Source organism: Cellulophaga baltica (genome assembly GCF_018861125.1).
Lineage (GTDB): Bacteria > Bacteroidota > Bacteroidia > Flavobacteriales > Flavobacteriaceae > Cellulophaga > Cellulophaga baltica_A.
The window spans coordinates 361960-382183 of the sequence record NZ_JAHKQN010000015.1 but is presented as its reverse complement, the minus strand read 5'-3'; the positions used below and the strand labels follow the sequence as shown (position 1 = coordinate 382183).

Here is a 20224-nt window from a genome sequence, read left to right as displayed (position 1 = left end):
CTATAAATAAGTATTTCTAGATGTGAAGCCAGTCTCACCAAAAAGGTCATTTATTCCAAAACCTTTAGTTAGAATTTCAATAATTTCCTCTTGAGATTTTATTCCATTAGAGGTTATATGTTGGACTGAAACATTATGATTTAAAAGTTCCTGCCCAATTAATTTACATCTATGACATTCCTCTGGTTTTGATTCGCTACACATTAAGGCCACACGCATTTTTTCTTTATTTGCCTCTATTAATAAATTAATACCATCTTTAAAGAAATTTTTAGTTTTTAGTTTGTCATAATCAACTTTACCATCAGTATAACACGATTTGTCATTAGGTAGACCTCCAAGGTATTCCCCTAGGAATTCATATGTAATATTATTCTCAGGCAAATCTTTTTCGAGCCATGCTCTATTAAAATGAAAGTTATATTTAGACATTGGACTAGAGCGGACATCTAGAAGGAATTCTATTTGATGCTTTTTTAGTTCATTAACTAATTCATCAAACTTCTTATTCCCGTGACCGATTGAATAAATTGTTGATTTCTCCATAAATCAAATTTAGGATATTAACTTTATAAATAAAAACATTCCTCTGTCTCTTAACATATTATAAGTAATAACTATTTTCTTTTTAGTGTTCAATCGTAAAAGTATAATGAATTAACAATTATTCAATTACGGAAATCTGTTAGGAAATTAAAAAATGTAGTAAAATACCATTCCACACACATTATGCTCCCCTCCTACGTCGTCGCATGAAAAGTGTTTTATTACCTTTTAAGAAGAAACTGTAGTAACAACTTTGCCTGTGCACCATCTCGCTCAATAAATAAAGATTTTTATCTTTATTTTAATGCCGTAACCAAAGCTCAAGTTACATAACGCAGCACATTATAGTGCAAATAAAATATGTGAGTAAAACGGCGAATAGAACTTTTTATGTTCTATTTTGCATAGCTACAGCTTTAGCGTCTTTAGGTTTATATTGTCAGCAATTATGTAAAAGTTTAATGCGCTGCCACAACGGCTAACTTATGCATTTACCACATATAAAAAATACATTGTTGTTTTCTATAAGAGTAACCTACTTTTAACTTCTTTTCAGCCTTCCTGAGTAGTTTGTATTTATCGCGAATTTCGTCATCATCTTCTATGCAATTACTTTCTTTTAATGCTAAAGAATTAAAATAAGCAACATCCCAATCAAGTCCATTTTTTGCATGCTTTCGTGCAAAACATATGCTAGTAGAATTACTGTCAAAAAACATTCTTTGTTCTACAACTTCAATGACCTTTTCTACACTTATAGATGACGTTCCTCTTTCATCTTCTTTATACTCCGTATTAAGGTGAATTGTTTCTTCCGTAGTTAAAGTTTTTATTTTTAGTGTATCATCTATGATAAAATAATCTTCTGAAGTCCAAAGATTTGCAAGTCCTTGTTTATATAAATGATTAATTAATATAAGCTTGTCTGCCTCATAGTAATAGTCAATTCTTCCTGATAATACTTGAGAACACTCATAATGTTTTGTGATATAATGTATTAAGGTGTCTTTCTTTTTTATTCTTTCTTGTAAAACGTCATATTCATTATTAACAACATCAAATTTTTGCTGACTGTAGCCGTAGGTTACAACACATAAAAAAAGCATCATAAAATATGCTGGCTTAGTGCTATAATTTTTTGAGAAAGTAAAATAATTTTTAATATCAGGTTGTAAATAACCCTGTACTTTTACCATAATATAATTAGAAAGAATGTTTTAACTATTTAATAAAACCCCATAAATAAAAGGCTTTTAAATATACTTTATTAATCTTTCGAAGGTACAAAATTTTAACAGGTAACTATTTACAGAATTTGGTAACCTAGTTTTTATCTTTTTAATTGTAAATAATCGTAGGTTCAATTAAAAAACTACTCATTATTTTAAATAGTTAATTATACTAAACTAAAAAGTTGATAAAACCGGAGTTCCATCAACTTTTTAGTTTTGTTATATATTTAAGAAAACTATGCTTCTCCTCTAGCAGGATAATCTGCTTTTAAGATATAGTCAATACCACCTAAAACATCGTTAAAACTAGGTCTACCAAATGGCATAGACTGTATAGATTCCCAATACACCGTTTGTTCTGGAGTTAATAAAAACAATCCAGGCTCAGTAAAATGTTCAGGTTCTTTATTAATACCTTCTGAGATGAATAAGCCCCATTTTCTGGCTTCTTCTATAGGTAAACCATAACCCAATGGAATATCTGATATTTCCCATTCGTCATACGTGGCTTTGGCAACTTCTTCTGTGTCTGTACTAATGGCTATTACAGAAACGCCACGTTCTATAAACTTACTTAACTTTTTCTGTAGTTCTTCTAACTGCGATTTACATACAGGGCAATGTTTACCTCTGTAAAATAATATCATGGTAAAATTTTCAGGAGATTGATCACTCAATTCCCATGTAGTATCATTCACTAATTTAATTGCTAACTCGGGTGCTTTTTGTCTCGGCTTTATCATGTTTTATATTTTTAAATTTTATCTTAAAACAATTTAGTCGTAAAAACGAGCTGTGGTTGACACAAATGTTTATATTATTGCTTCAAACAACTAAAACCATAGTGTTCAATTCATTATTCATGATAGTATTAATGGTAATATACTTGTTTTAATACGCTCAAATTTAAGGTGTTGAAATTTTTGTAATGAAAAATGCTTTTAAAAAATACGTTACCTACTATTAAGTAATTATTTTGAAGAATTTTAGCTTATTTTACTATTGCTAACTCTAATATGGATTTCTATTCCGTATGCATTACTACTTCGCACCTTTTGTAGTTTCAGACAAAGCGTTTTCTTTTACCTTAAAATTAATTTTTTCAGCCTTTTCAACTATTCATAAGCAGTAAATAGCACCACTAAATCATCAGAATGATTGCTTACATTAATTGTAAAACCACCATTAGTAACCGTTGTTAAACTTGCAGTGGTAAGCCCTAAGTTATCTCCGTTTTGATTTGCATACCGAATACCAATACATTGCGTTGGGTTTGCATACCTAGATATATCATTAATAGAATTACCGTTACCACCAACATAAATTACTTGCTGGTTAATACTACCGTTATCATTTCTTGCATAGCCACTCATGGTTCCAAAAGCATTGGCAAGTGTATTCGAATTATTACCCACCGCATTATCTGCATTTATAGTTGTGGTTTCAATATTAGCGTGTGCAGAAAACACAATAGAACTTGGCTCAAAAGGTAAACCCGTTATTGTTTGCAAACCTGTACCGCTAATTATAAAATGACCTGCATAAACAGTTTTATCAGATTTTGTATTTACCCATTCTGTTCCGTTATAATAGTATAATTTGTTTTCTGTAGTATTAAAAATTAAAGATCCAGCTTCAGGGCTGTCAATACTATTCATTTCTGCAGTGGTCACTTCATGCAGTTTAGTTAATTCATTTGCCTTTGGAGTTTGAGCTTGTAGTAAAGAAGTTGTATAAATTAAAATAAACAAAAAGAAGTACTTCATAAATGGCTGTTTTTTATATTAATGGTCTTGTACTTCGAATATCGTGGTTCAATTCGAAAAACAGAAATAAAAACAAATAATTTTACTAAACGTATCTAAAAACAGAAACGACAATGCCTTTTATGATGATAAGCATTTAATCTTGAGAATTGTACGGAGTTAATAAAATTGAAAAGAGTTGAACCTATCTTTTAAATTTAAGATAACACAAATTCATTATTGCATATTTAACGCGCATTTATTAGATAGCTATAGTACTTATACAAACGCTTTTTCAGTTTACGTATTCAAGTGGGAATGTTGTTGGAGTCTAATATAGCACTAAATTCTAATTCAAAAATTGTTCCTCGTAAAAGATCTTCTAAAGCAAAAATATTAGTTTCTGACGATTTAAAAAGTAATGTGGTATACACGGTATCAAACTTAATAAATTTTGGTTGTTGACTGTTTTGACACTTTTCACAATCACAACCTTGTTGTGACGTGATTACTGTATTTAAAACGCTTTTTAAATCTTTACTTTCAAGTATTATAGCAGCATCGCCCAATAACAACTGTATTTTTTCTGAACCTGTTACCTCATGTTCATTTTCTTTAATTAAAGAAGTAGTACCAATGGTATTGCTATAAATAGGGTCGTAAAAATGCATGTGTTCTTTTTTTTCAAATATATTAAACTATTCTTATTTAGATTAATTAAAAATAGTTAATTTTGTTTCTAGATTAAAAAATATTTTAAAAATGGAAGAAATAGGTTTGTTTTATGGGTCTGATACAGGTGTTACCGATGACGTTACTAAAGACTTTGTAAATTTTTGGGGAGACGATAACATTAATGTTATGCTAATAGGCAGTGCTTCTGTTGAAGATTTTAAAAACTACGATAAACTTATTTTAGGCTTACCTACTTGGTATGATGGTATTTTACAAAGTGATTGGGAAGATTTTTTTGATGAGTTTAGTACCATTGATTTTACCAATAAAACAGTAGCCATTTATGGTTTAGGCGATCAAATTGGGTACGGAGAATATTTTGTTGATGGTATTGGCATATTAGCCAAAGTAATAATTGAAAATGGCGGAAAGGTTATCGGGAATTGGCCAAATAAAGGTTACAGGCATACTGACTCTGTTGCTATAATGGAAGAAAATACGGAATTATTCTACGGCCTTGCTATTGATCACGACAACGAATCACAACTTACCGATGAGCGTTTAAAAACTTGGATTGAACAGATAAAAAAAGAGTTTTAAAGGTTAAGAAAAATATTTTATTAATTATTTAAACACCGACCTGATATTAAATTTTTTAATTGATAAAATCACAACAACCTACACCCTAACCTATTACGACTATCATAATTTTCAACGCTATAAAATGTATTTAAACTTCTGATCGTTTACTCCAGATTGCGTTGTTTTTAATCCCTATCGCGTTGGTACTAAAACCAGTGATTATGATACATTAGCCCTTTATTTAAAATAATTCTAAATAATAAATGCATAAATTTTACTGTATATTTTCTTCATTTTTTATCAACTTTTCAGCATTGGTGAATCAACCTCCTAATTTTGACAAATGTATTTTAAAAAATGAACAGGCATTACTCTGTATCGTATTTAATATTGCCATAATATTATCATTTTGCTCGGTTTGGTGTCTGTTTTCTCTATCAAAAAAAGTAAAATTCACTAAAAAAGACATTACGCTTTTACTTTCTAGATATCCTAAAATTTCCTTTTTTATCGCTTTGGTATATTTTGTAATCTCAACTATATTATTAACTAGTTTTTTAGGTAATGTAGCAGGTTTATTAACGAGTATTATATTATGGTCAAGTATGGCAACTTGTGTGCTACTTTTTACTCCGTTTAAAAAAATTAAATACGAACACTTATTAGCCTTAATGAGCATTATTATACTTACTGAAATTATATACACCCTAAGAACTTAGTTCACAAAAAGAATTTGGTAAAGCTTCAATATAATTAGTACTTAATCTAATATTTTTAAGTTTACTTAGTTTACCAAAAAAAATCTTTGATAGCATCTTTTGAAATGATGTTATAAGCTAATAGTGTAATGCCATTTAACAGAAAAGACTATATATGAACAGGTAAGCATTTAAGAATGTAATACCATAAAAAGAAGAAATATAAATAGAATACCTAATATTACTAAAGTTACTATTGGTCCAAAGAAAAGACATCCTCTTCTTTCTTCTTCCTCATTTATTTCGTCTGATGAAATTGCATTTGAGTTTTTATCAATTGTAACTTCTTTATTTTCGGTCAAACTCTCAATGCTTTCATGTTCCAAATCAGCATCGGTAATTTTTGGAAATTCTTTTTTAATTACAGCTTTAGTCTAATCTGTAAAAGAGTTATCTAATAGTTTTACTTTTGTTACTGTAGTAGCAATTTAGAATGACATATTATAGCATCAGTAACAGAATATGCACAGTGACAATCAACTTTATCAACATCATCAGTAATTATAATGCTTACATTTATTTTAGAACTAGTTCAACACTCATTAATAGCTGTACTGATGGCTATTAATGAGACACCACGTTGTATAAACTTATTTAACTTCTTCTGTAGTTCATCTAACTGCGCTTTGCAAACAAGGCAATGTTTACCTCTATAAAACAATATCATGGTAAAATTTTCAGGTGATTGTTCACTCAATTTCCACGTGGCATCATTCACTAATTTAATTGCTAATTCGGGTGTTTATTTTGGGCTTTATTATGGTCTATATTTTTAAATTTTATCTTAAAACAATCTAGTAGTAAAACGAACTGCGGTTAACAAATGTTTATATTGTTGCTTTAAACAACTAAAACTCTAGTGTTCAATTCAATATTTACGATAGTATTAACAGCATTGTATGAATTTTAATACGCTCCAATTTAAGGTGTTGAATTTTTTGTGATGCAAAAATGCTTTTTAAAAAAAATCTACTATTAGGTGATATTTTTAAAGAATTTTAGCTTCTTTCACTATTGATAACTCTAATATAGTTTTTCATTCCATTCTATTCTATATGCATTACTACTTCCCTTCAGGCAAAGCATATTCGTTTACATTTTTCAAGAAATTTTAAAAAAAATGAAGAAAGTGCTTGTACAAAATATTTTGTTTCACCAAAGTTCAAGTTACATTTCGCAGAGAATTATTGCCAACTAACTAGCACTATTTTAATAATTTATATATTTACCAAAACTATTAGCTAATGCCCAATAATCTTTCTGTTTGCGATGAAGATGTATATAACAACCTTTATAAAACACACGCTGAAAGCCTAAGAAACCATTTGTATTTTAAGTTTGGTAATTTAAAACAAGCTGAAGATGTTGTACAAGAGTCTTTCATTAAATTATGGAGAAAATGTAATAGCATTATTTACGATAACGCTGTTGGTTTTCTATACACGGCATCAAAAAACATGTTTATTGATAGTATTAGGAAAAATAAAGTAGTCTTAAAGTTTAAAAAAAGTTATACCGAAACTCAAGATAATGAAGATCCTTATTTTCATTTAAGAACTAAAGAGTTTCAAGAAAAAATTGAAAGTACTATTGCTGGTTTACCAGAAAAACAACGTGAAGCTTTTTTATTAAATAGAATAGAAAAACTTACCTTTAAAGAAATAGCCAATAAACTTGAAATTAGTCAAACTGCTGTTGAAAATAGAATTGCTAAGGCCTTAATTAAACTTAAAGAAATTACCGAATTGCAAAAACGTAAGTTTTAGGGTTGGGTAAAAAAGTTCTAAAATCGTATAGAATTTAAAAAAACCAAGTAACCGTGGAAAGTAAATTTAGTAAAGACAATTTAATAGCTCGTTGGCTAGATAATCGTTTAACAGATGACGAAAAAGAAGCCTTACAAAAATCGGGCGAATTAGACGATTTAAAAGTGGTTATTGATGATATCGATACTTGGCAAGTTGAACAGTTTGATGTAGAAAAAGGTTTAGAGAATCTTAAAGAACGAAAAAAAAGGGTAATCTCCCCTACTACACCCAAACCCAAGTTGGTAACCAATTGGCTAAGTATTGCTGCTGGTATTGTTATTTTTATTTCCGTTGCATTTTTTGCAGTAAATTACTTTTTAAATACTGATACAGTTATTGAAACTACGATTGCTGAAAATAAAAATGTAACACTGCCTGATGGATCAATAATTAAGTTAGATGCCTTATCTAGTATATCATATCAAGAAAAAGATTGGAATGCTAATAGAAATATAGCTTTAACCGGGCAAGCTTTTTTTGTGGTTACTAAAGGTAATACGTTTAAAGTGACTACTGCTACAGGTTCTATTGAAGTTTTAGGTACACAGTTTAATGTAAATGCGACCAATAATACATTTGAAGTTAAATGTTTTGAAGGCAAAGTTAAAGTAAGTTATAGTAAAGATTCTGAAATTCTATCAAAAGGACAAGCGGCTGTTGCTACACAAAATACACTACTTAAAAGTATTATTAATACCAATAAACCAAATTGGATGAATGGTTTTAGTAAATACAACAAGAGTAAACTTATGGTTGTAATTAATGATTTACAAAAATATTACAACACCACTATTACATTACCTAAAAAGTACCATAATTTAGAGTTTACAGGTACTATAACACATAAAAATTTAAATAAAGCATTACAAACACTATCAACTTCTATGGAAATTGAATATATAGTAGATGATACTAGTAATGTAACTTTTCAGTAAAATATGAAGTTAAAGTTGTATTTGTTCAAATTTATAGTGTTTAGTATTTATTGTACTAGCCTAAACTTTGCTATTGCTCAAAATAAAACGACGATTAAGCTTTCTGATAAGTTAGATGAATTAGAACAAAAATTTAGCATAAGCTTTTCATATAACCACACTTTTTTTGATGACATTTATCTAGAAAACGATTTTAATTGTGACGAGATTTCAGATTGCTTAGCAAAAATAAAACAAATGCTACCTGTTAATTTTAATGCAGATGGTCCAGATTATTACATGCTTACTCCACAACGAGAAACTCTCAAGTTTTCAGTTATTAATCATGATAATAATGAGCTTATAACAGCCCTAGAATTTCAAATAAATAAAGGCAATAAACAAAATATTCAAGCGCAAAATGGCGTGTTTACTTTACAAAAAATATTTCCATTAGATTCTATTTACTTTTTTTCAGAGGTTTATAATGATGTTCAAATAAGTGCGTATGACTTACTAAATACCAAACATTTAGACTTTTTTAAAAAGCAGGTTCACTTAGATGAAATTGTATTAAATGGCTATTTAACCCAAGGTGTAGATGCCAAAGTAAGCGATTTTAGTTTACAGATTAATACACAAACGCTTGGCTTGTTGGCTGGTGAAACTGCTGGCGATGTTTTTAATGTTCTAAACAATATACCTGGTATACACTCCCCTAGCGGAAAATCTGGAAATTTAAATTTTAGAGGGAACACATACGACCAAAACTTGGTGCAAATAGACGATATTCCTATTTATCATTCAGGTCATTTTTTAGGAGCTATTTCTCCATACAATGCTTCTGTTATTTCAAATATTGAAGTGCAAAGAACTATGCTTCCTGCAAAATGGGGCGGTCGCGTTGGTGGTTTAATTGATATGACTACTAGTGATAAAATTCCGGATAGTACCAATTATGAAGTTGCTGTAAATACATTATTTGCGGGAGCAACTGTAAAAGCTAAGCTTATTGAAAATAAACTATCATTTTTAGCCGCATTTAGGTCTAGCTATCCAGGTTTTAATTTACCCAAATTAGTAGCTATTTCTGAGCTTATTTTTCAAGGTAGTAAACTAGAGTCTGTTGCTGATGATATTAATACATCCGATGATTTTGATTTTGGTTTTACTGATATGAATGCGAAACTTAATTATAAAATTAACGATAAGCACTTAGCTACATTAAGCTTTATTAATATTCAAAACAACTTATCAGCTGAAGTAAATGATAACGAGAATAGTGATGAAACAGATTTTAGAGACCTTGAGCTTAACAATTGGGGAATTACCGCAAAGTGGGAAGCTAAATTTTCTAAAAAATGGGAAACAGAGTTTAGAATTAGCCGTTCTAGAATGAACCTTAAAAGTGTTAGTCAGGGGTTTACTCTAGAAGAACAATCTAGCCTACAAAAGTACGATAACACTATTTTAGACACACGGTTAATAACGGAAGTTGTTTACACGTATAATACAGAATTAACTTTTGAAACTGGTTACACATTAACCGAACACGCTATAATTAGTAATGAGCTAGAAGAAGAAAACGATCTTGACCAAAAAAGGGACGAACGTGCCGTGGTACATTCATCATACCTCGTATTACAAAAAAATTGGAATGACAAATTGTTGCTTAACCTTGGCGTTCATAATAACTACTATGCACCTTCAAAAACATTTTATGTAAACCCAAGGATTACTGCAAGTTTTACACTAAATAATAATTGGTATTTAAAGTCGTCTTACGGAACTTCCAATCAATTTATTCAAAAAAAATTCACGAACGATTTTGACGATTTTAATATTACAAATCAGCTTTGGTATTTACCAAATGATCAAATTTCAGCATTAAAAGGGTCTCAATTTATGGTTGGTTCTGTAACTGAGTTTAAGAATTGGTTAATTGATCTTGAGTTTTATCGTAAAACTACAAACGACATTACCAATAAAACAGATAATGTACCTGGGAGTATTTATAGTAAAGGTGCTAACCTTTTTGTAAAGAAAAAATGGCATGCTTTTGAGGCTTGGTTAAGCTATGCTTTAAGTGAAACTACTACAGATTTTAACGGTACAACTGCAACCGCTTTTTTTGATCAAACACACTTATTAGATATTACCACTTTAATTAATTTAAATAGGTGGAAATTTGCTTTAACATGGAGCCATTTTACTGGAATGCCTATTATTTTTTCTGATGAAACTGATAGCGACACTAGTAACCTTAATTTATCTGACCGTTTTGATGCTTTGCATCAGCTCGATTTTTCAGCTAGCTATACTTTTTTCAATTCTTCAAAAAGCTTTAAATCTATAATTGGCTTATCTATCCTCAATGTATATAATGCCGACAATACCATAAATATTTTTCAAAATACTTCTGATAGTACTTTTAGAAACGCTACTAAGTTTTCACCAAATCTTCAGGTTAACTTATTTTTCTAGTAAAAAAACAAGTTTATAAAAACCTAGTAATAAGCTAATTAAAATTTATTTTAACTAATTACTGTTTTTTTTCATAATTAAGGGTTGGGTAAAACAATCTCCTCTTCGTAATACATTAAAAAAAGAATACTACATCGAGTTTTTTTACTCAAGTAGGACTTACTTAATGGTTTAACTCCAAGATTATTTAAAACAATCTTATCTCTTAACAAAACAGAATTATGAAAAACACAACATTAAAAAGTATATTTTATTTAGCAATTATTTCTCTACTATTAAACGCTTGTAGCGTTGATGATTTAATTGAAGAATTAGATAATGATACTACAACTATAGCTGATAGTATTGCTGAAGATGAAGTTTCAGATGAAACTACAAGTCTAATTTTGGCTTGGAGTAGTTTATGGGTTTACTTAGACCAATACACTGTAAATATGAGGCCAAATACCATTACTAGATCTTTAGCTTATATACACTTAACAGGTTACGAAACAGCTATACCTTTTATGGATAATTATACATCAAACACAAACAGATTTAATAATTTTAATATTAATGACAATGTTTATGAAAACAATGTAAATTTAGAATTAGCATTAAATACGGCTTATGCATTAGTTGTAGACCATTTTATGATTAATTTAGAAGCTGGTTACCGACAAACTATTTCTGAACTACAAGATGAACTTGAAGAAGAATTATCAGAAGGACTATCTGATGATGTTATAGAAAACTCTGAGCGTTGGGGGCGCCATGTAGCACAACGTGTTATTGATTATAGTGAAACAGATAATGATGGTGAAGAACAAATTGTAAACCAAACACCTAACGATTATGATGCTCCAGTAGGAACAGGACTTTGGGCAGCTGGTGATAACGAAAATGCATGGTTTCCTTACTGGAGAGAAGTTAGGACTTTTGCTATTTCTCCAGAACAATCTAGTAGTATAGATTTTGAATCTGTTTTAGAATACAGTACGAATCAAAATAGTGATTATTACAGTCAAATGAATGATGTGTACGAAGCAACTGTAAACGCAGCGAATACTAATGATGAAGATTTATGGATTGCGGAATTTTGGGCTGATGATGTTGAAGGCTTAATGATTAGTCCTCCAGGGAGACATTTTTCTATAGCTAACCAATTAATTGCACAAAACGATTTGGAATATGAAGGAGCCCTAGAACTGTTATTAAAATTAGGTTTTGCCGTTAACGATGCAGCAGTATCCGCTTGGGATGATAAGTATACGTACAACATACAACGACCAAGTACTTATATTCGACAAGTGATTGATGCTGATTTTACCACCAACTTATCTAGATTTATTGATGGTGTAAACCCTGCTTTTCCAAGTTACCCATCTGGACATGCAACTTTTGCAGGAGCAGCCGCTGGAGTATTTATAGATTTTTTTGAAACTGACAACATATCTTTTACTGATGATACGTATACTAATGCTACAGGTTTAACCTTTAACGGAACTGCAAGAAGTTTTAATTCTTTTTCTGAAATGGCTACAGAAAATGCCTATTCTCGTGTTCCACTTGGTGTACATATTGAGCAAGATGCTATTGAAGGTTTACGTTTGGGGTACGAAGTTGCAGATGCTATAAATAGCTTAAACTTACAAGGCAATAATAATTTTAATTAAAAAAAAGCCCCATTAATATGGGGCCTTTAAATTATTGAATAGTTAAGCATATCTCTTTTGTTATGCTTGCTAAAAAATCTATTTTACTGGTATTATATGCATCAGGGTGTGCATTGGTATAACCACCTTTATCATTATCAAAATAAGAACCAGACTCATTATCATGCGCTGTATCTAATGCTAAAGAATATAGAATATCAACACCCTTTTCAGCTGGTGACCAATGTTGCCCATAAGCCTCTTTTGCCATTTTAGTATTTAATAAAGAACCAGGATTAACAGCAATAGTTGTAATATTTGGATGTTGCTTTGCAAAATTGAAACTCCACATGGTTAACGCTAATTTACTTTGTGCATAACTTTCACTCTCACTCACAGTAACTTTACCTTTTAAAACCTCTTTTTGAACTGTAGATTGTGCAGCCGAACTTAAATTTATAATTCGCGGATTAAAACCTTTTTCTAAAACAGATACAATGCTTTCAGTTAAAATATAAGATGAAAAATAGTTAACAGCCATCCTAACATCTAAACCAGATATAGTCTTGCTATTAGGCGATTTAAATATTCCTGCATTATTAATAAGAATATCTAATTTTGGTACTTTATTTTTAATTTGCTCTGAAAGATGTTTTACAGCATTTAATTCTGAAAAATCTGCAACAAATCCATGTATATTTTTATTTTGTGAAGCATCTTTAATTTCGGCAATACAACTTTTCACCTTAGCTTCACTTCTACCATGTATGTAAATGATATGCCCTTTTTTTGCAAGTTGTAAGGCTGTTAATTTTCCAATACCATCTGTACTACCTGTTATTAATATTGCTTTTTGCATTTCCTTTTAATTTTTATGTAAATTTAATATTACAATTTTTAGTATTTTGATTTAAACTTTCGTCTGTATTAAAACGGAGCAAAAGTATCTTTTGGCTCATTAGGAACACTCCAACGCTGACGAGCAGTTATTTCTAATGTTACAACATTAGATGCAGAGTTACTAACACTACCATAACTACTTGTACTACCTCGAGGAATTTGCATGCGATCTCCATATAACCAAACTACTAAATTACTACGTTGACCACTGGTAATTGGATGTGTAGCATGTGGCACATTTCCTCTGTGAATTATTGCCTTACCTGGCTCAAAAATAGTCTGTACAACTTTTCCTGTAGTTCTATCATGAAAATCAACTTCTGAACCTGTAAATTCTTCATTTGGTAAATTAATATTTATATTCAAAGTAGCCGCGGAAGCATCTGTATGAGCATGCAAATCTTTATCTTTATCTGGATTATACTGAATAGAAAAACCAAAGGTTTGGTTATCATAGCCATAAGTACCAAGTAATAAACGTGCAATCGGACGCATATAGCGATCCATCATGTCGTTATAAAAGGCTTGGAAACTTGGTGTAGCTAAATGACCTTCAGAGCGTTCATCTAACATCAGTCCATAACGATTTAATTGTATGCCATAAGGTGCACGTTTTGGTATTTCGGAATTTACAACATCTTCTAAATACTTACGGAATTCTGCTAAGCGTTCCACATCAAAAAACTGTGCAACATAAACGCCAGGAATAATTTCTTCCCATAAATCGGCAACAGCATTTTCTTTTTCTGGGTTTTCCCATGCCTCGTTTATAGCTTTTCGTAATTTTGGATCAAGAAGTGTTTCATCAGGAATTAGTAAATTATCTTTGTTTTCCATTTCCCATGTTGCCCACGCTTCTTCAAGTAATTTTCTGTTGCTATTCCAAAACTGTGATACAGAAGGTTCTCTATTTAATGAAGCTTCGCGAGTTGGTTGCGTAAGTGCACGTGCTTGCTCTAGTGCATTTGTATTTGTTATTGTTTTCATGATTTATATATTTTAATTAATAACTACTGTTATTGTAATTGTTTTAAGCAAAATTAAGGGTAAACGATAGGTGGTGTTTGGTAGTAAAAATGGTAGTTTTAGTAAAAAACAAGGTTTGCTGTATTTAAATGAAAAATACCCCTAAAAGAAGAGGCATTTTAACTACTAATCAACTTAAAAGGATTTATAAAAAATCCTTTTATTTTTAATGCTCTACCACTATTTTCCCAATAGCTTTTCCGCTTGCTAAATGTGCATATGCATCACCAACTTGCTCCAGAGAGAATTTATTTTCATCTACAATTGGTGTTAAATGTCCTTCATTTGAAATTTTAGCTAATGTTTCCAAAATGTTTCCGTGTTTATTTCTATTAAAATTATGCAACATTGGGATTAACATAAATACTACGTGTAATGATGCCCCTTTAAAATGTAATGGCGTTAAGTCTAACTCACATAATGAAACCGTAGTAGAAATATGTCCATTTAAAGCAACTGCTTCAATAGAATTGGTAAGGTTTGCCCCACCAACCGTATCAAAAACTACATCAAAACCACCATTGGTATATTTTGCGGTATAATCTGCTACTTTTTCCGTTTTAAAATCGATAAAGGTTGCTCCTAATTTTTCCACAATAGCTTTCTGGTTATCGCCCGTTCCTGTAGCAAAAACTTCAGCACCAAAATATTTAGCCAATTGTACAGCTAAGTGTCCAACACCTCCAGAACCGCCATGTACCAATATTTTTTGTCCTGCTTTTACGCCTGCTCTAGTTAAACCTTCGTAAGCAGTAATTGCTACTAATGGTAAAGCTGCAGTTTCTCGCATGGTTAAATCTTTTGGCTTATGCGCAATTAAATTACTATCTGCAACAATATATTCGGTTAAAGTTCCTGGTAAATCTGCAAGTCCGCCAGCACAACCATAAACTTCATCTCCAACAGCATAACCTGTTACACCTTCTCCAACTGCTTCAACAGTTCCTGAAAAATCCATACCCAATAATGCTGGAGTAGCTGGTGATAATGGTAAATCTGATCCCATATTTTTAATCATGGTATCAATAGTATTAACGCTTGATGCTGCTATTTTTATTAATACGTGATTAGCTTTTAATTCTGGTTTTGCTATTTCTGAAACTTCGAAATTTCCGTTTTCTCCGTATTCTTTAATTAACATTGCTTTCATTTCTATCTTCTTTTTTTAATTTATAATTATTGTTTTTTATTAATTTACAGCTTGAATATCCATTACCATTTGCTCCCAATTCTTTTGATTGTTATGGTCAAATTGAGCACCATTATCATCTGCATATTGAAAACGTTTTACTGCTGGTGTTTTACTGGTTGCTTGAAACAATTGATATGCCTCTTCTTTTAGAGCTTCTTTTATTGGTAAGTCTATAGACGCATATACAGCGCGCTTTGATGCTGTAATAGAGTCTGCAGGAAATTTTGAAATACGTTCTGCCAAAGCATCTACATAAGGACCAATTTCATCTGCATTTAAAGCTTTGTTTATGGTTCCGAATTTTTCAGCTTCGTCTGCATTCCAATCTCTAGCGCCTAAAATAATTTCTAATGCTTTTCCTAAACCTGTTTGTCTAGCCATACGTGATGCGCTACCACCACAAGGTAAAATGCCCATACCTACTTCCATTTGCATGAATTTGACTTTTCCTCTGGCTGCAAAACGCATATCTAAAGCCAATGCCATTTCGTGCCCGCCACCACGAGCAAAACCTTCAATTTTTGCTATGGTTGCTTGTGGTACATTGCTTAATCTTTCTAAAACAGCTTGTAAGTCTAATAGCTGAATTTCATTTCTTGGAACAGCTTCTGTAGATAAATCTTTTAATAAATCGGTATCATAATGGCAAACCCAATATCCTGGATTAGACGATTCAAAAACTACAACTTTTACACTTCTATCGCGTTCCAATCGTAAGCAAAGACTGCTTAAATCTGCTAGCATTTCTTGTCCCTGTACGTTTACTGGTCCGAAGTTAATGTCAACGGTTAATATTGCTCCTTTTTGAGTTGCGGTAAATGTTTGAAAGTTCTTGTAGTTCATGGTGTCATGTTTTAAATTATTGTGTGTTTATTAATTACACTGCAAATTTAAAATAGACACCAAGCCTTTATTTGGTAGAAAACAAAGTGGTATTAGTAAAAAAAGAGGTTTCTTTCTTATAAAAAACTAAGCTAAACTCGCTTTAAAAGCACTTAAACTAGTGCCTTTATATGCTTGAAAGGTTTTGTTTAAATGACTAGAATCTGTAAAACCGAGTTCTGCAGCAATTTCAGAATATTGTAAATCGGTATACTTCAACCTTGTTTCTACTAATTTTAATTTATAATGGATGATGTATTTTTTTAACGACACATCGGTATGTTTTTTAAAATATTCACTGATGTAATTATCTGCCATATGAAATTCTTCAGCTAAACTTTTAGTAGATAATACGTCTGAATTATAAATATTAGAATGAATATAATTGATGATTTGTTGAATTTTTGAAGACTTTACTTCCTTTACCGAATCGGAAGTATTTATAAACTGAATATTTCTAGCTATTAAATGAAGGATTACCGATAATGAATTTTCAATAATAAAAATATCGAAAGATTGTTTGTTTAAATATTCGGTAGCCACCATATTAATTAAGGATACTAAATGCGATTTGTCTGCTTCGGTTTCAAATTGCATTTCACGTAGTTCGTGACTTTCACTATTTAGAATTTCCTCAATTTTACGAAACCAATCGTTTACTGGAAGATTCGAATTTTGCGAATTTGTTTTTCTAAAAAAACTCTTTAAAAACTTTATAGCTACTGTAGTTGTAGCCGATTCTGCATTAACGATATAAATATCATCTGGAATAAAAACAAACACACTATTTGGTGTGTAATTTACCGTTTTGCCATTAATTTTTATGGTTCCTGTACCCTTTTCAAAATAAAGAATTTCGAAAAAACGAATAGTAGTATATTTACAGAACTCAAAAAATGTTTGGTCTTTATATTGTTTAATTACAATATTTTCTATGATAGTTCTTGGCATTCAAAGCTTTTTTAAAGTTAGTAAATATTAAAAACTAAAAAAGCCACAATAATCAGTGGCTTCTTTTTTACTATTAATCAATAATTAGAGATTAAAACATTAACCTATTTAAAAGTCACTTTATATTTTCCGTTACTTCTAATATAAATCACTGTTTGCTTTTCTGCTGAAATGATTGAAGTAGCATTTTCTTCTGCTCCAAAATAAGACGGTGCGTTTAATTCCTTTTTAGCTTCTTTTTTAGAAAACTGATGTGAAATACCACCAGAAATAACTACAGCTCTAAAATTTGGACTTAAATTTTTAATTTTTCCTTTAAAACCAGCTGGTAATTTTATTAAAGAAGCACGTAATTGATTTTTCTCATGGCTTCCCCATAAAAAAGCAGTTTCTACATTACTTTTTTCTGAAATCCATTCAATATCATTAGCGTTTAACCATACTAAATTGCTTTTATCTACATTAATTGGTCGTTCACCATTATCAAAAGCTTCGTCTGTTGGTTGTACTAAATATGGTCCTTCTTGTATATCTAAAAAAGCCATATTTTCTTCATCATCTGCTGCAGTAATATGTGCTTCTCCTGCTGGTTGTTGCCAATAAGATCCTGCTGGTAGCCATTGTTTCTCAGCATTTTCATCATCATTATGCAACAAACCTTTAATCACCACACCACGATACGTAATATTGTGAATATGTGGTGGCGAAGAAAACCCTTTATTAAATTTCACTAAAAAACCTGCTGGTTCGTTTTTGGTTCTGTCTCCCCAAAGTTTTCCTGCAGCTGGACTTTTGTCGCCTCGTAACGGATTTAACCAACCCCATTCTACATTAGTTGCCGTTACTACTTCGTTTACAGACTTAATATTGTCTGTTGTTGGTGTTTGCGCCTTTGCAAAAATACCTGCAACTAGTGCAAATGCTAATAAAATATTTTTTTTCATGACTTTAATTAGAATAGAAATACTAATTATATTTCAGTGAATAATTCACTTTCTGGCAATCTAGATTTTGGTGTTTTATCTGTTGAATTAAAGTCAGATTCTGCTCTGTAACCTATAGAAACAGCAACTAAAGTTGTGAAACCTTTTTCTCTTAAACCAAATTCTTCATCTAATGCTTTTACATCTATACCTTCCATTGGAGTAGCATCAATACCTAAACTAGCAACGCCTAATAAAAAGTTTCCTATATTTAAGTATACTTGTTTTTCCATCCAGTGTTGCTGGTCTTTTAAATCGTATTTATGAATACCTGCAAACGCTTTAACAGCTCCTAAAAACCCGTTTTTTATGTCTTCATTAGGAAATCTTCCATTTTTATCTTCAGTATCTGCTATATGTTGGTAATAGGTATCATCCGCATCAATTTTTGAGCAGAATAATACGACTGCTGAAGCATTGATAACTTTAGGCTCATTAAAATGAAAGAAACCTTGAGTTCCTTTTGCCATACGTGCTTTACCTTCGGTAGTTTCTGCAATTATAAAATGCCAAGGTTGAAGATTTACACTTGAAGGGCTCATTCTTAATAAGTTTTTGACTTCTGCCATATCTGCTTTAGATATTTTTTTTGTTGGATCAAATTCTTTAGTTGTGTATCTCCAGTTTAATATTTCTTTTAAGTCCATTTTACATGTTTTAATAAGTTGATTAATATAATACTATAAAAAGTATAGTCACAAAAGTACTTATAGTAAATAAATCTTACAATAACGGTCAAAAAGGATAGTATAAATTTTAAGTGGATAAAATTCAAAAAAGTCAATAAAATCAGTATTTAAGCTCAAATGTTAAATTAACTATAAAAAGTATAGTTGTGTAATTTAGTATAGTTATTTAATTTTGCAATAAAACTATATTAGTTATGTATACCTATAACGGAAAAGAATATCCTTGTTGTGCTAGTTTAACTATGGGACTTATTGGAGGAAAATGGAAAACAGTTATATTATTTCATTTGATTGAAAAAAAATTGAGGTATAATGAATTACGTAAGGAAATGCCAACAGTTACAGAACGCACCTTAAGTTTACAACTTAAAAGTTTGGAGGAAGATGGATTAATTAAAAGAAAAGTATACACTACTAAACCTCCGTTAAAAGTAGAATACTCATTAACAGAATTTGGTAATACATTAATTCCTGTAATACAATCTATTGCTAATTGGGGCATATTTGTAACTAAAGAAAAAAATTCTTTGATTAAAAATTAATGCTTTTTTTAATTGTATTTAGTTACTCAACCTCTATTTACTATTTTATAAATTGGGTAGTTTTCTTTGTTCTTTAAGACTTACTAACCGCTTAAAAAAACCAGTTAATAAAGCTATTGTTCTTAATATTAGCCAACTTAAATCAATAAAAAATGTATAAATATGGTTTGTATATAGTGATTTCCAGAACCATAATCCAGATAAGTAAATAGCAATTTTGGGGATTTGGTCAAAATAATGTAGGTAATAAAATTAAAAGTAGTTTTGGAAAACACTTTTAAAAAAAATATAAATACCTTTTAAAAAATAAATGTTATTATATATTTACGCTCGTGTTTAAAAACTTTAAGCAAAATATAGCTTTATTTTATGTAATCTTGATTTTAATATTCAAGGTTGCTGGCTTACATGCATTTATACACTTAAATGATAATGATGATACAGATCTACAACACTGTGAAATTTGTCATCTTACGACTGCAGTTAGTTTTACTCCTATATTAAAAACAGAAACACCTGCAATACCTCAAAGAGATTTTTGTAAAACGGACTCTGAAAAAAATACTTTAGAGTACTTTATTGTTTTTAATCCAAAACATTTATCTAGTTACCTCTATACTAGACCTCCACCTCTATTTTCATAACCCATTTTGTATAAAGATACTACCTGCTCTATTTTTA

At 30.5% G+C, this 20224-nt stretch carries 22 protein-coding genes; 7 read left to right on the top strand and 15 right to left on the bottom strand.

Annotation, left to right across the window (positions count from 1 at the left end):
• From KO500_RS07885 to KO500_RS07865, 5 genes are all read right to left on the bottom strand, one after another.
• Positions 1-546: a DUF488 domain-containing protein gene (locus KO500_RS07885; RefSeq protein ID WP_215955976.1), complete on the bottom strand. Its 546-nt coding sequence runs from the start codon at positions 544-546 to the stop codon at positions 1-3.
• Positions 547-1037: 491 nt separating this feature from the next.
• A complete protein-coding gene (locus KO500_RS07880) occupies positions 1038-1742 on the bottom strand; it encodes a hypothetical protein (RefSeq protein ID WP_215955975.1) in 705 nt (234 codons plus the stop codon).
• 272 nt (positions 1743-2014) lie between these two features.
• A complete protein-coding gene (locus KO500_RS07875) occupies positions 2015-2521 on the bottom strand; it encodes a peroxiredoxin-like family protein (RefSeq protein WP_215955974.1) in 507 nt (168 codons plus the stop codon).
• A 372-nt stretch (positions 2522-2893) separates the two neighbouring features.
• On the bottom strand, positions 2894-3544 hold the full coding sequence (locus KO500_RS07870) for a hypothetical protein (RefSeq protein ID WP_215955973.1): 651 nt from the start codon (positions 3542-3544) through the stop codon (positions 2894-2896).
• A gap of 287 nt (positions 3545-3831) precedes the next feature.
• Positions 3832-4194, bottom strand: a complete 363-nt coding sequence (locus KO500_RS07865) for a hypothetical protein (protein WP_215955972.1) — start codon at positions 4192-4194, stop codon at positions 3832-3834.
• Positions 4195-4285: 91 nt separating this feature from the next.
• Here KO500_RS07865 and KO500_RS07860 point away from each other — a divergent pair, with 91 nt between their 5' ends.
• Positions 4286-4798: a flavodoxin gene (locus KO500_RS07860; protein ID WP_215955971.1), complete on the top strand. Its 513-nt coding sequence runs from the start codon at positions 4286-4288 to the stop codon at positions 4796-4798.
• Positions 4799-5102: 304 nt separating this feature from the next.
• Here the strand turns inward: KO500_RS07860 and KO500_RS07855 are convergent, their stop codons facing one another.
• The 3 genes from KO500_RS07855 to KO500_RS07845 form a co-directional block, all read right to left on the bottom strand.
• Entirely contained in the window at positions 5103-5459 is a 357-nt protein-coding gene (locus tag KO500_RS07855; RefSeq protein WP_215955970.1) for a hypothetical protein, read from the bottom strand.
• Positions 5460-5669: 210 nt separating this feature from the next.
• Complete coding sequence (locus KO500_RS07850) at positions 5670-5864, bottom strand: hypothetical protein (protein WP_215955969.1); 195 nt, start codon at positions 5862-5864, stop codon at positions 5670-5672.
• 206 nt (positions 5865-6070) lie between these two features.
• Positions 6071-6265, bottom strand: coding sequence for a redoxin domain-containing protein (locus KO500_RS07845; RefSeq protein WP_303488305.1), 195 nt, complete (start codon positions 6263-6265; stop codon positions 6071-6073).
• A gap of 517 nt (positions 6266-6782) precedes the next feature.
• On the opposite strand from KO500_RS07845, the gene KO500_RS07840 reads away from it, so the two are divergent.
• The 4 genes from KO500_RS07840 (at position 6783) to KO500_RS07825 (ending at position 12399) form a co-directional block, all read left to right on the top strand.
• A complete protein-coding gene (locus KO500_RS07840) occupies positions 6783-7304 on the top strand; it encodes an RNA polymerase sigma factor (RefSeq protein WP_215955968.1) in 522 nt (173 codons plus the stop codon).
• Between the two features lie 53 nt (positions 7305-7357).
• Positions 7358-8281: a FecR family protein gene (locus KO500_RS07835; RefSeq protein ID WP_215955967.1), complete on the top strand. Its 924-nt coding sequence runs from the start codon at positions 7358-7360 to the stop codon at positions 8279-8281.
• A 3-nt stretch (positions 8282-8284) separates the two neighbouring features.
• Positions 8285-10744, top strand: a complete 2460-nt coding sequence (locus tag KO500_RS07830) for a TonB-dependent receptor plug domain-containing protein (RefSeq protein ID WP_215955966.1) — start codon at positions 8285-8287, stop codon at positions 10742-10744.
• Positions 10745-10965: 221 nt separating this feature from the next.
• Positions 10966-12399, top strand: coding sequence for a vanadium-dependent haloperoxidase (locus KO500_RS07825; RefSeq protein WP_215955965.1), 1434 nt, complete (start codon positions 10966-10968; stop codon positions 12397-12399).
• A 31-nt stretch (positions 12400-12430) separates the two neighbouring features.
• Here the strand turns inward: KO500_RS07825 and KO500_RS07820 are convergent, their stop codons facing one another.
• The 7 genes from KO500_RS07820 to nfsB all read right to left on the bottom strand — a co-directional run bounded on the left by KO500_RS07820 (position 12431) and on the right by nfsB (position 18959).
• Positions 12431-13237 carry an SDR family NAD(P)-dependent oxidoreductase gene (locus KO500_RS07820; RefSeq protein ID WP_215955964.1) on the bottom strand — a complete coding sequence of 269 codons (807 nt, stop codon included), beginning with the start codon at positions 13235-13237 and terminating at the stop codon, positions 12431-12433.
• A gap of 68 nt (positions 13238-13305) precedes the next feature.
• Positions 13306-14265 (bottom strand): 2OG-Fe(II) oxygenase, encoded by a 960-nt coding sequence (locus tag KO500_RS07815; protein ID WP_215955963.1) that lies wholly within the window; start codon positions 14263-14265, stop codon positions 13306-13308.
• Between the two features lie 205 nt (positions 14266-14470).
• Positions 14471-15454 (bottom strand): zinc-dependent alcohol dehydrogenase family protein, encoded by a 984-nt coding sequence (locus KO500_RS07810; RefSeq protein ID WP_215955962.1) that lies wholly within the window; start codon positions 15452-15454, stop codon positions 14471-14473.
• Positions 15455-15493: 39 nt separating this feature from the next.
• Positions 15494-16339 (bottom strand): enoyl-CoA hydratase/isomerase family protein, encoded by an 846-nt coding sequence (locus KO500_RS07805; RefSeq protein ID WP_215955961.1) that lies wholly within the window; start codon positions 16337-16339, stop codon positions 15494-15496.
• 126 nt (positions 16340-16465) lie between these two features.
• On the bottom strand, positions 16466-17329 hold the full coding sequence (locus tag KO500_RS07800; RefSeq protein WP_215955960.1) for an AraC family transcriptional regulator: 864 nt from the start codon (positions 17327-17329) through the stop codon (positions 16466-16468).
• Positions 17330-17433: 104 nt separating this feature from the next.
• Positions 17434-18273 (bottom strand): DUF4437 domain-containing protein, encoded by an 840-nt coding sequence (locus KO500_RS07795; protein ID WP_215955959.1) that lies wholly within the window; start codon positions 18271-18273, stop codon positions 17434-17436.
• Positions 18274-18299: 26 nt separating this feature from the next.
• Entirely contained in the window at positions 18300-18959 is a 660-nt protein-coding gene (nfsB, locus tag KO500_RS07790) for an oxygen-insensitive NAD(P)H nitroreductase (protein WP_215955958.1), read from the bottom strand.
• 236 nt (positions 18960-19195) lie between these two features.
• Between nfsB and KO500_RS07785 the strand changes: the two genes are divergently transcribed.
• Both KO500_RS07785 and KO500_RS07780 read left to right on the top strand, forming a co-directional pair.
• Positions 19196-19543, top strand: a complete 348-nt coding sequence (locus KO500_RS07785; protein WP_215955957.1) for a winged helix-turn-helix transcriptional regulator — start codon at positions 19196-19198, stop codon at positions 19541-19543.
• Between the two features lie 377 nt (positions 19544-19920).
• Complete coding sequence (locus tag KO500_RS07780; protein WP_215955956.1) at positions 19921-20187, top strand: hypothetical protein; 267 nt, start codon at positions 19921-19923, stop codon at positions 20185-20187.
• The last annotated feature ends 37 nt before the right edge of the window (positions 20188-20224 follow it).

Excerpts from the sequence above, each read along its gene's own strand:
- KO500_RS07785 (WP_215955957.1), top strand. The coding sequence starts at position 19,196 with ATGTATACCTATAACGGAAAAGAATATCCTTGTTGTGCTAGTTTAACT.
- KO500_RS07810 (WP_215955962.1), bottom strand. The coding sequence starts at position 15,454 with ATGAAAGCAATGTTAATTAAAGAATACGGAGAAAACGGAAATTTCGAA.
- KO500_RS07800 (WP_215955960.1), bottom strand. The coding sequence starts at position 17,329 with ATGCCAAGAACTATCATAGAAAATATTGTAATTAAACAATATAAAGAC.
- KO500_RS07825 (WP_215955965.1), top strand. The coding sequence starts at position 10,966 with ATGAAAAACACAACATTAAAAAGTATATTTTATTTAGCAATTATTTCT.
- KO500_RS07880 (WP_215955975.1), bottom strand. The coding sequence starts at position 1,742 with ATGGTAAAAGTACAGGGTTATTTACAACCTGATATTAAAAATTATTTT.
- KO500_RS07820 (WP_215955964.1), bottom strand. The coding sequence starts at position 13,237 with ATGCAAAAAGCAATATTAATAACAGGTAGTACAGATGGTATTGGAAAA.
- KO500_RS07805 (WP_215955961.1), bottom strand. The coding sequence starts at position 16,339 with ATGAACTACAAGAACTTTCAAACATTTACCGCAACTCAAAAAGGAGCA.
- KO500_RS07840 (WP_215955968.1), top strand. The coding sequence starts at position 6,783 with ATGCCCAATAATCTTTCTGTTTGCGATGAAGATGTATATAACAACCTT.
- KO500_RS07815 (WP_215955963.1), bottom strand. The coding sequence starts at position 14,265 with ATGAAAACAATAACAAATACAAATGCACTAGAGCAAGCACGTGCACTT.
- KO500_RS07855 (WP_215955970.1), bottom strand. The coding sequence starts at position 5,459 with ATGCTCATTAAGGCTAATAAGTGTTCGTATTTAATTTTTTTAAACGGA.
- KO500_RS07875 (WP_215955974.1), bottom strand. The coding sequence starts at position 2,521 with ATGATAAAGCCGAGACAAAAAGCACCCGAGTTAGCAATTAAATTAGTG.
- KO500_RS07865 (WP_215955972.1), bottom strand. The coding sequence starts at position 4,194 with ATGCATTTTTACGACCCTATTTATAGCAATACCATTGGTACTACTTCT.
- KO500_RS07870 (WP_215955973.1), bottom strand. The coding sequence starts at position 3,544 with ATGAAGTACTTCTTTTTGTTTATTTTAATTTATACAACTTCTTTACTA.
- KO500_RS07795 (WP_215955959.1), bottom strand. The coding sequence starts at position 18,273 with ATGAAAAAAAATATTTTATTAGCATTTGCACTAGTTGCAGGTATTTTT.
- KO500_RS07830 (WP_215955966.1), top strand. The coding sequence starts at position 8,285 with ATGAAGTTAAAGTTGTATTTGTTCAAATTTATAGTGTTTAGTATTTAT.
- KO500_RS07860 (WP_215955971.1), top strand. The coding sequence starts at position 4,286 with ATGGAAGAAATAGGTTTGTTTTATGGGTCTGATACAGGTGTTACCGAT.
- KO500_RS07885 (WP_215955976.1), bottom strand. The coding sequence starts at position 546 with ATGGAGAAATCAACAATTTATTCAATCGGTCACGGGAATAAGAAGTTT.
- nfsB (WP_215955958.1), bottom strand. The coding sequence starts at position 18,959 with ATGGACTTAAAAGAAATATTAAACTGGAGATACACAACTAAAGAATTT.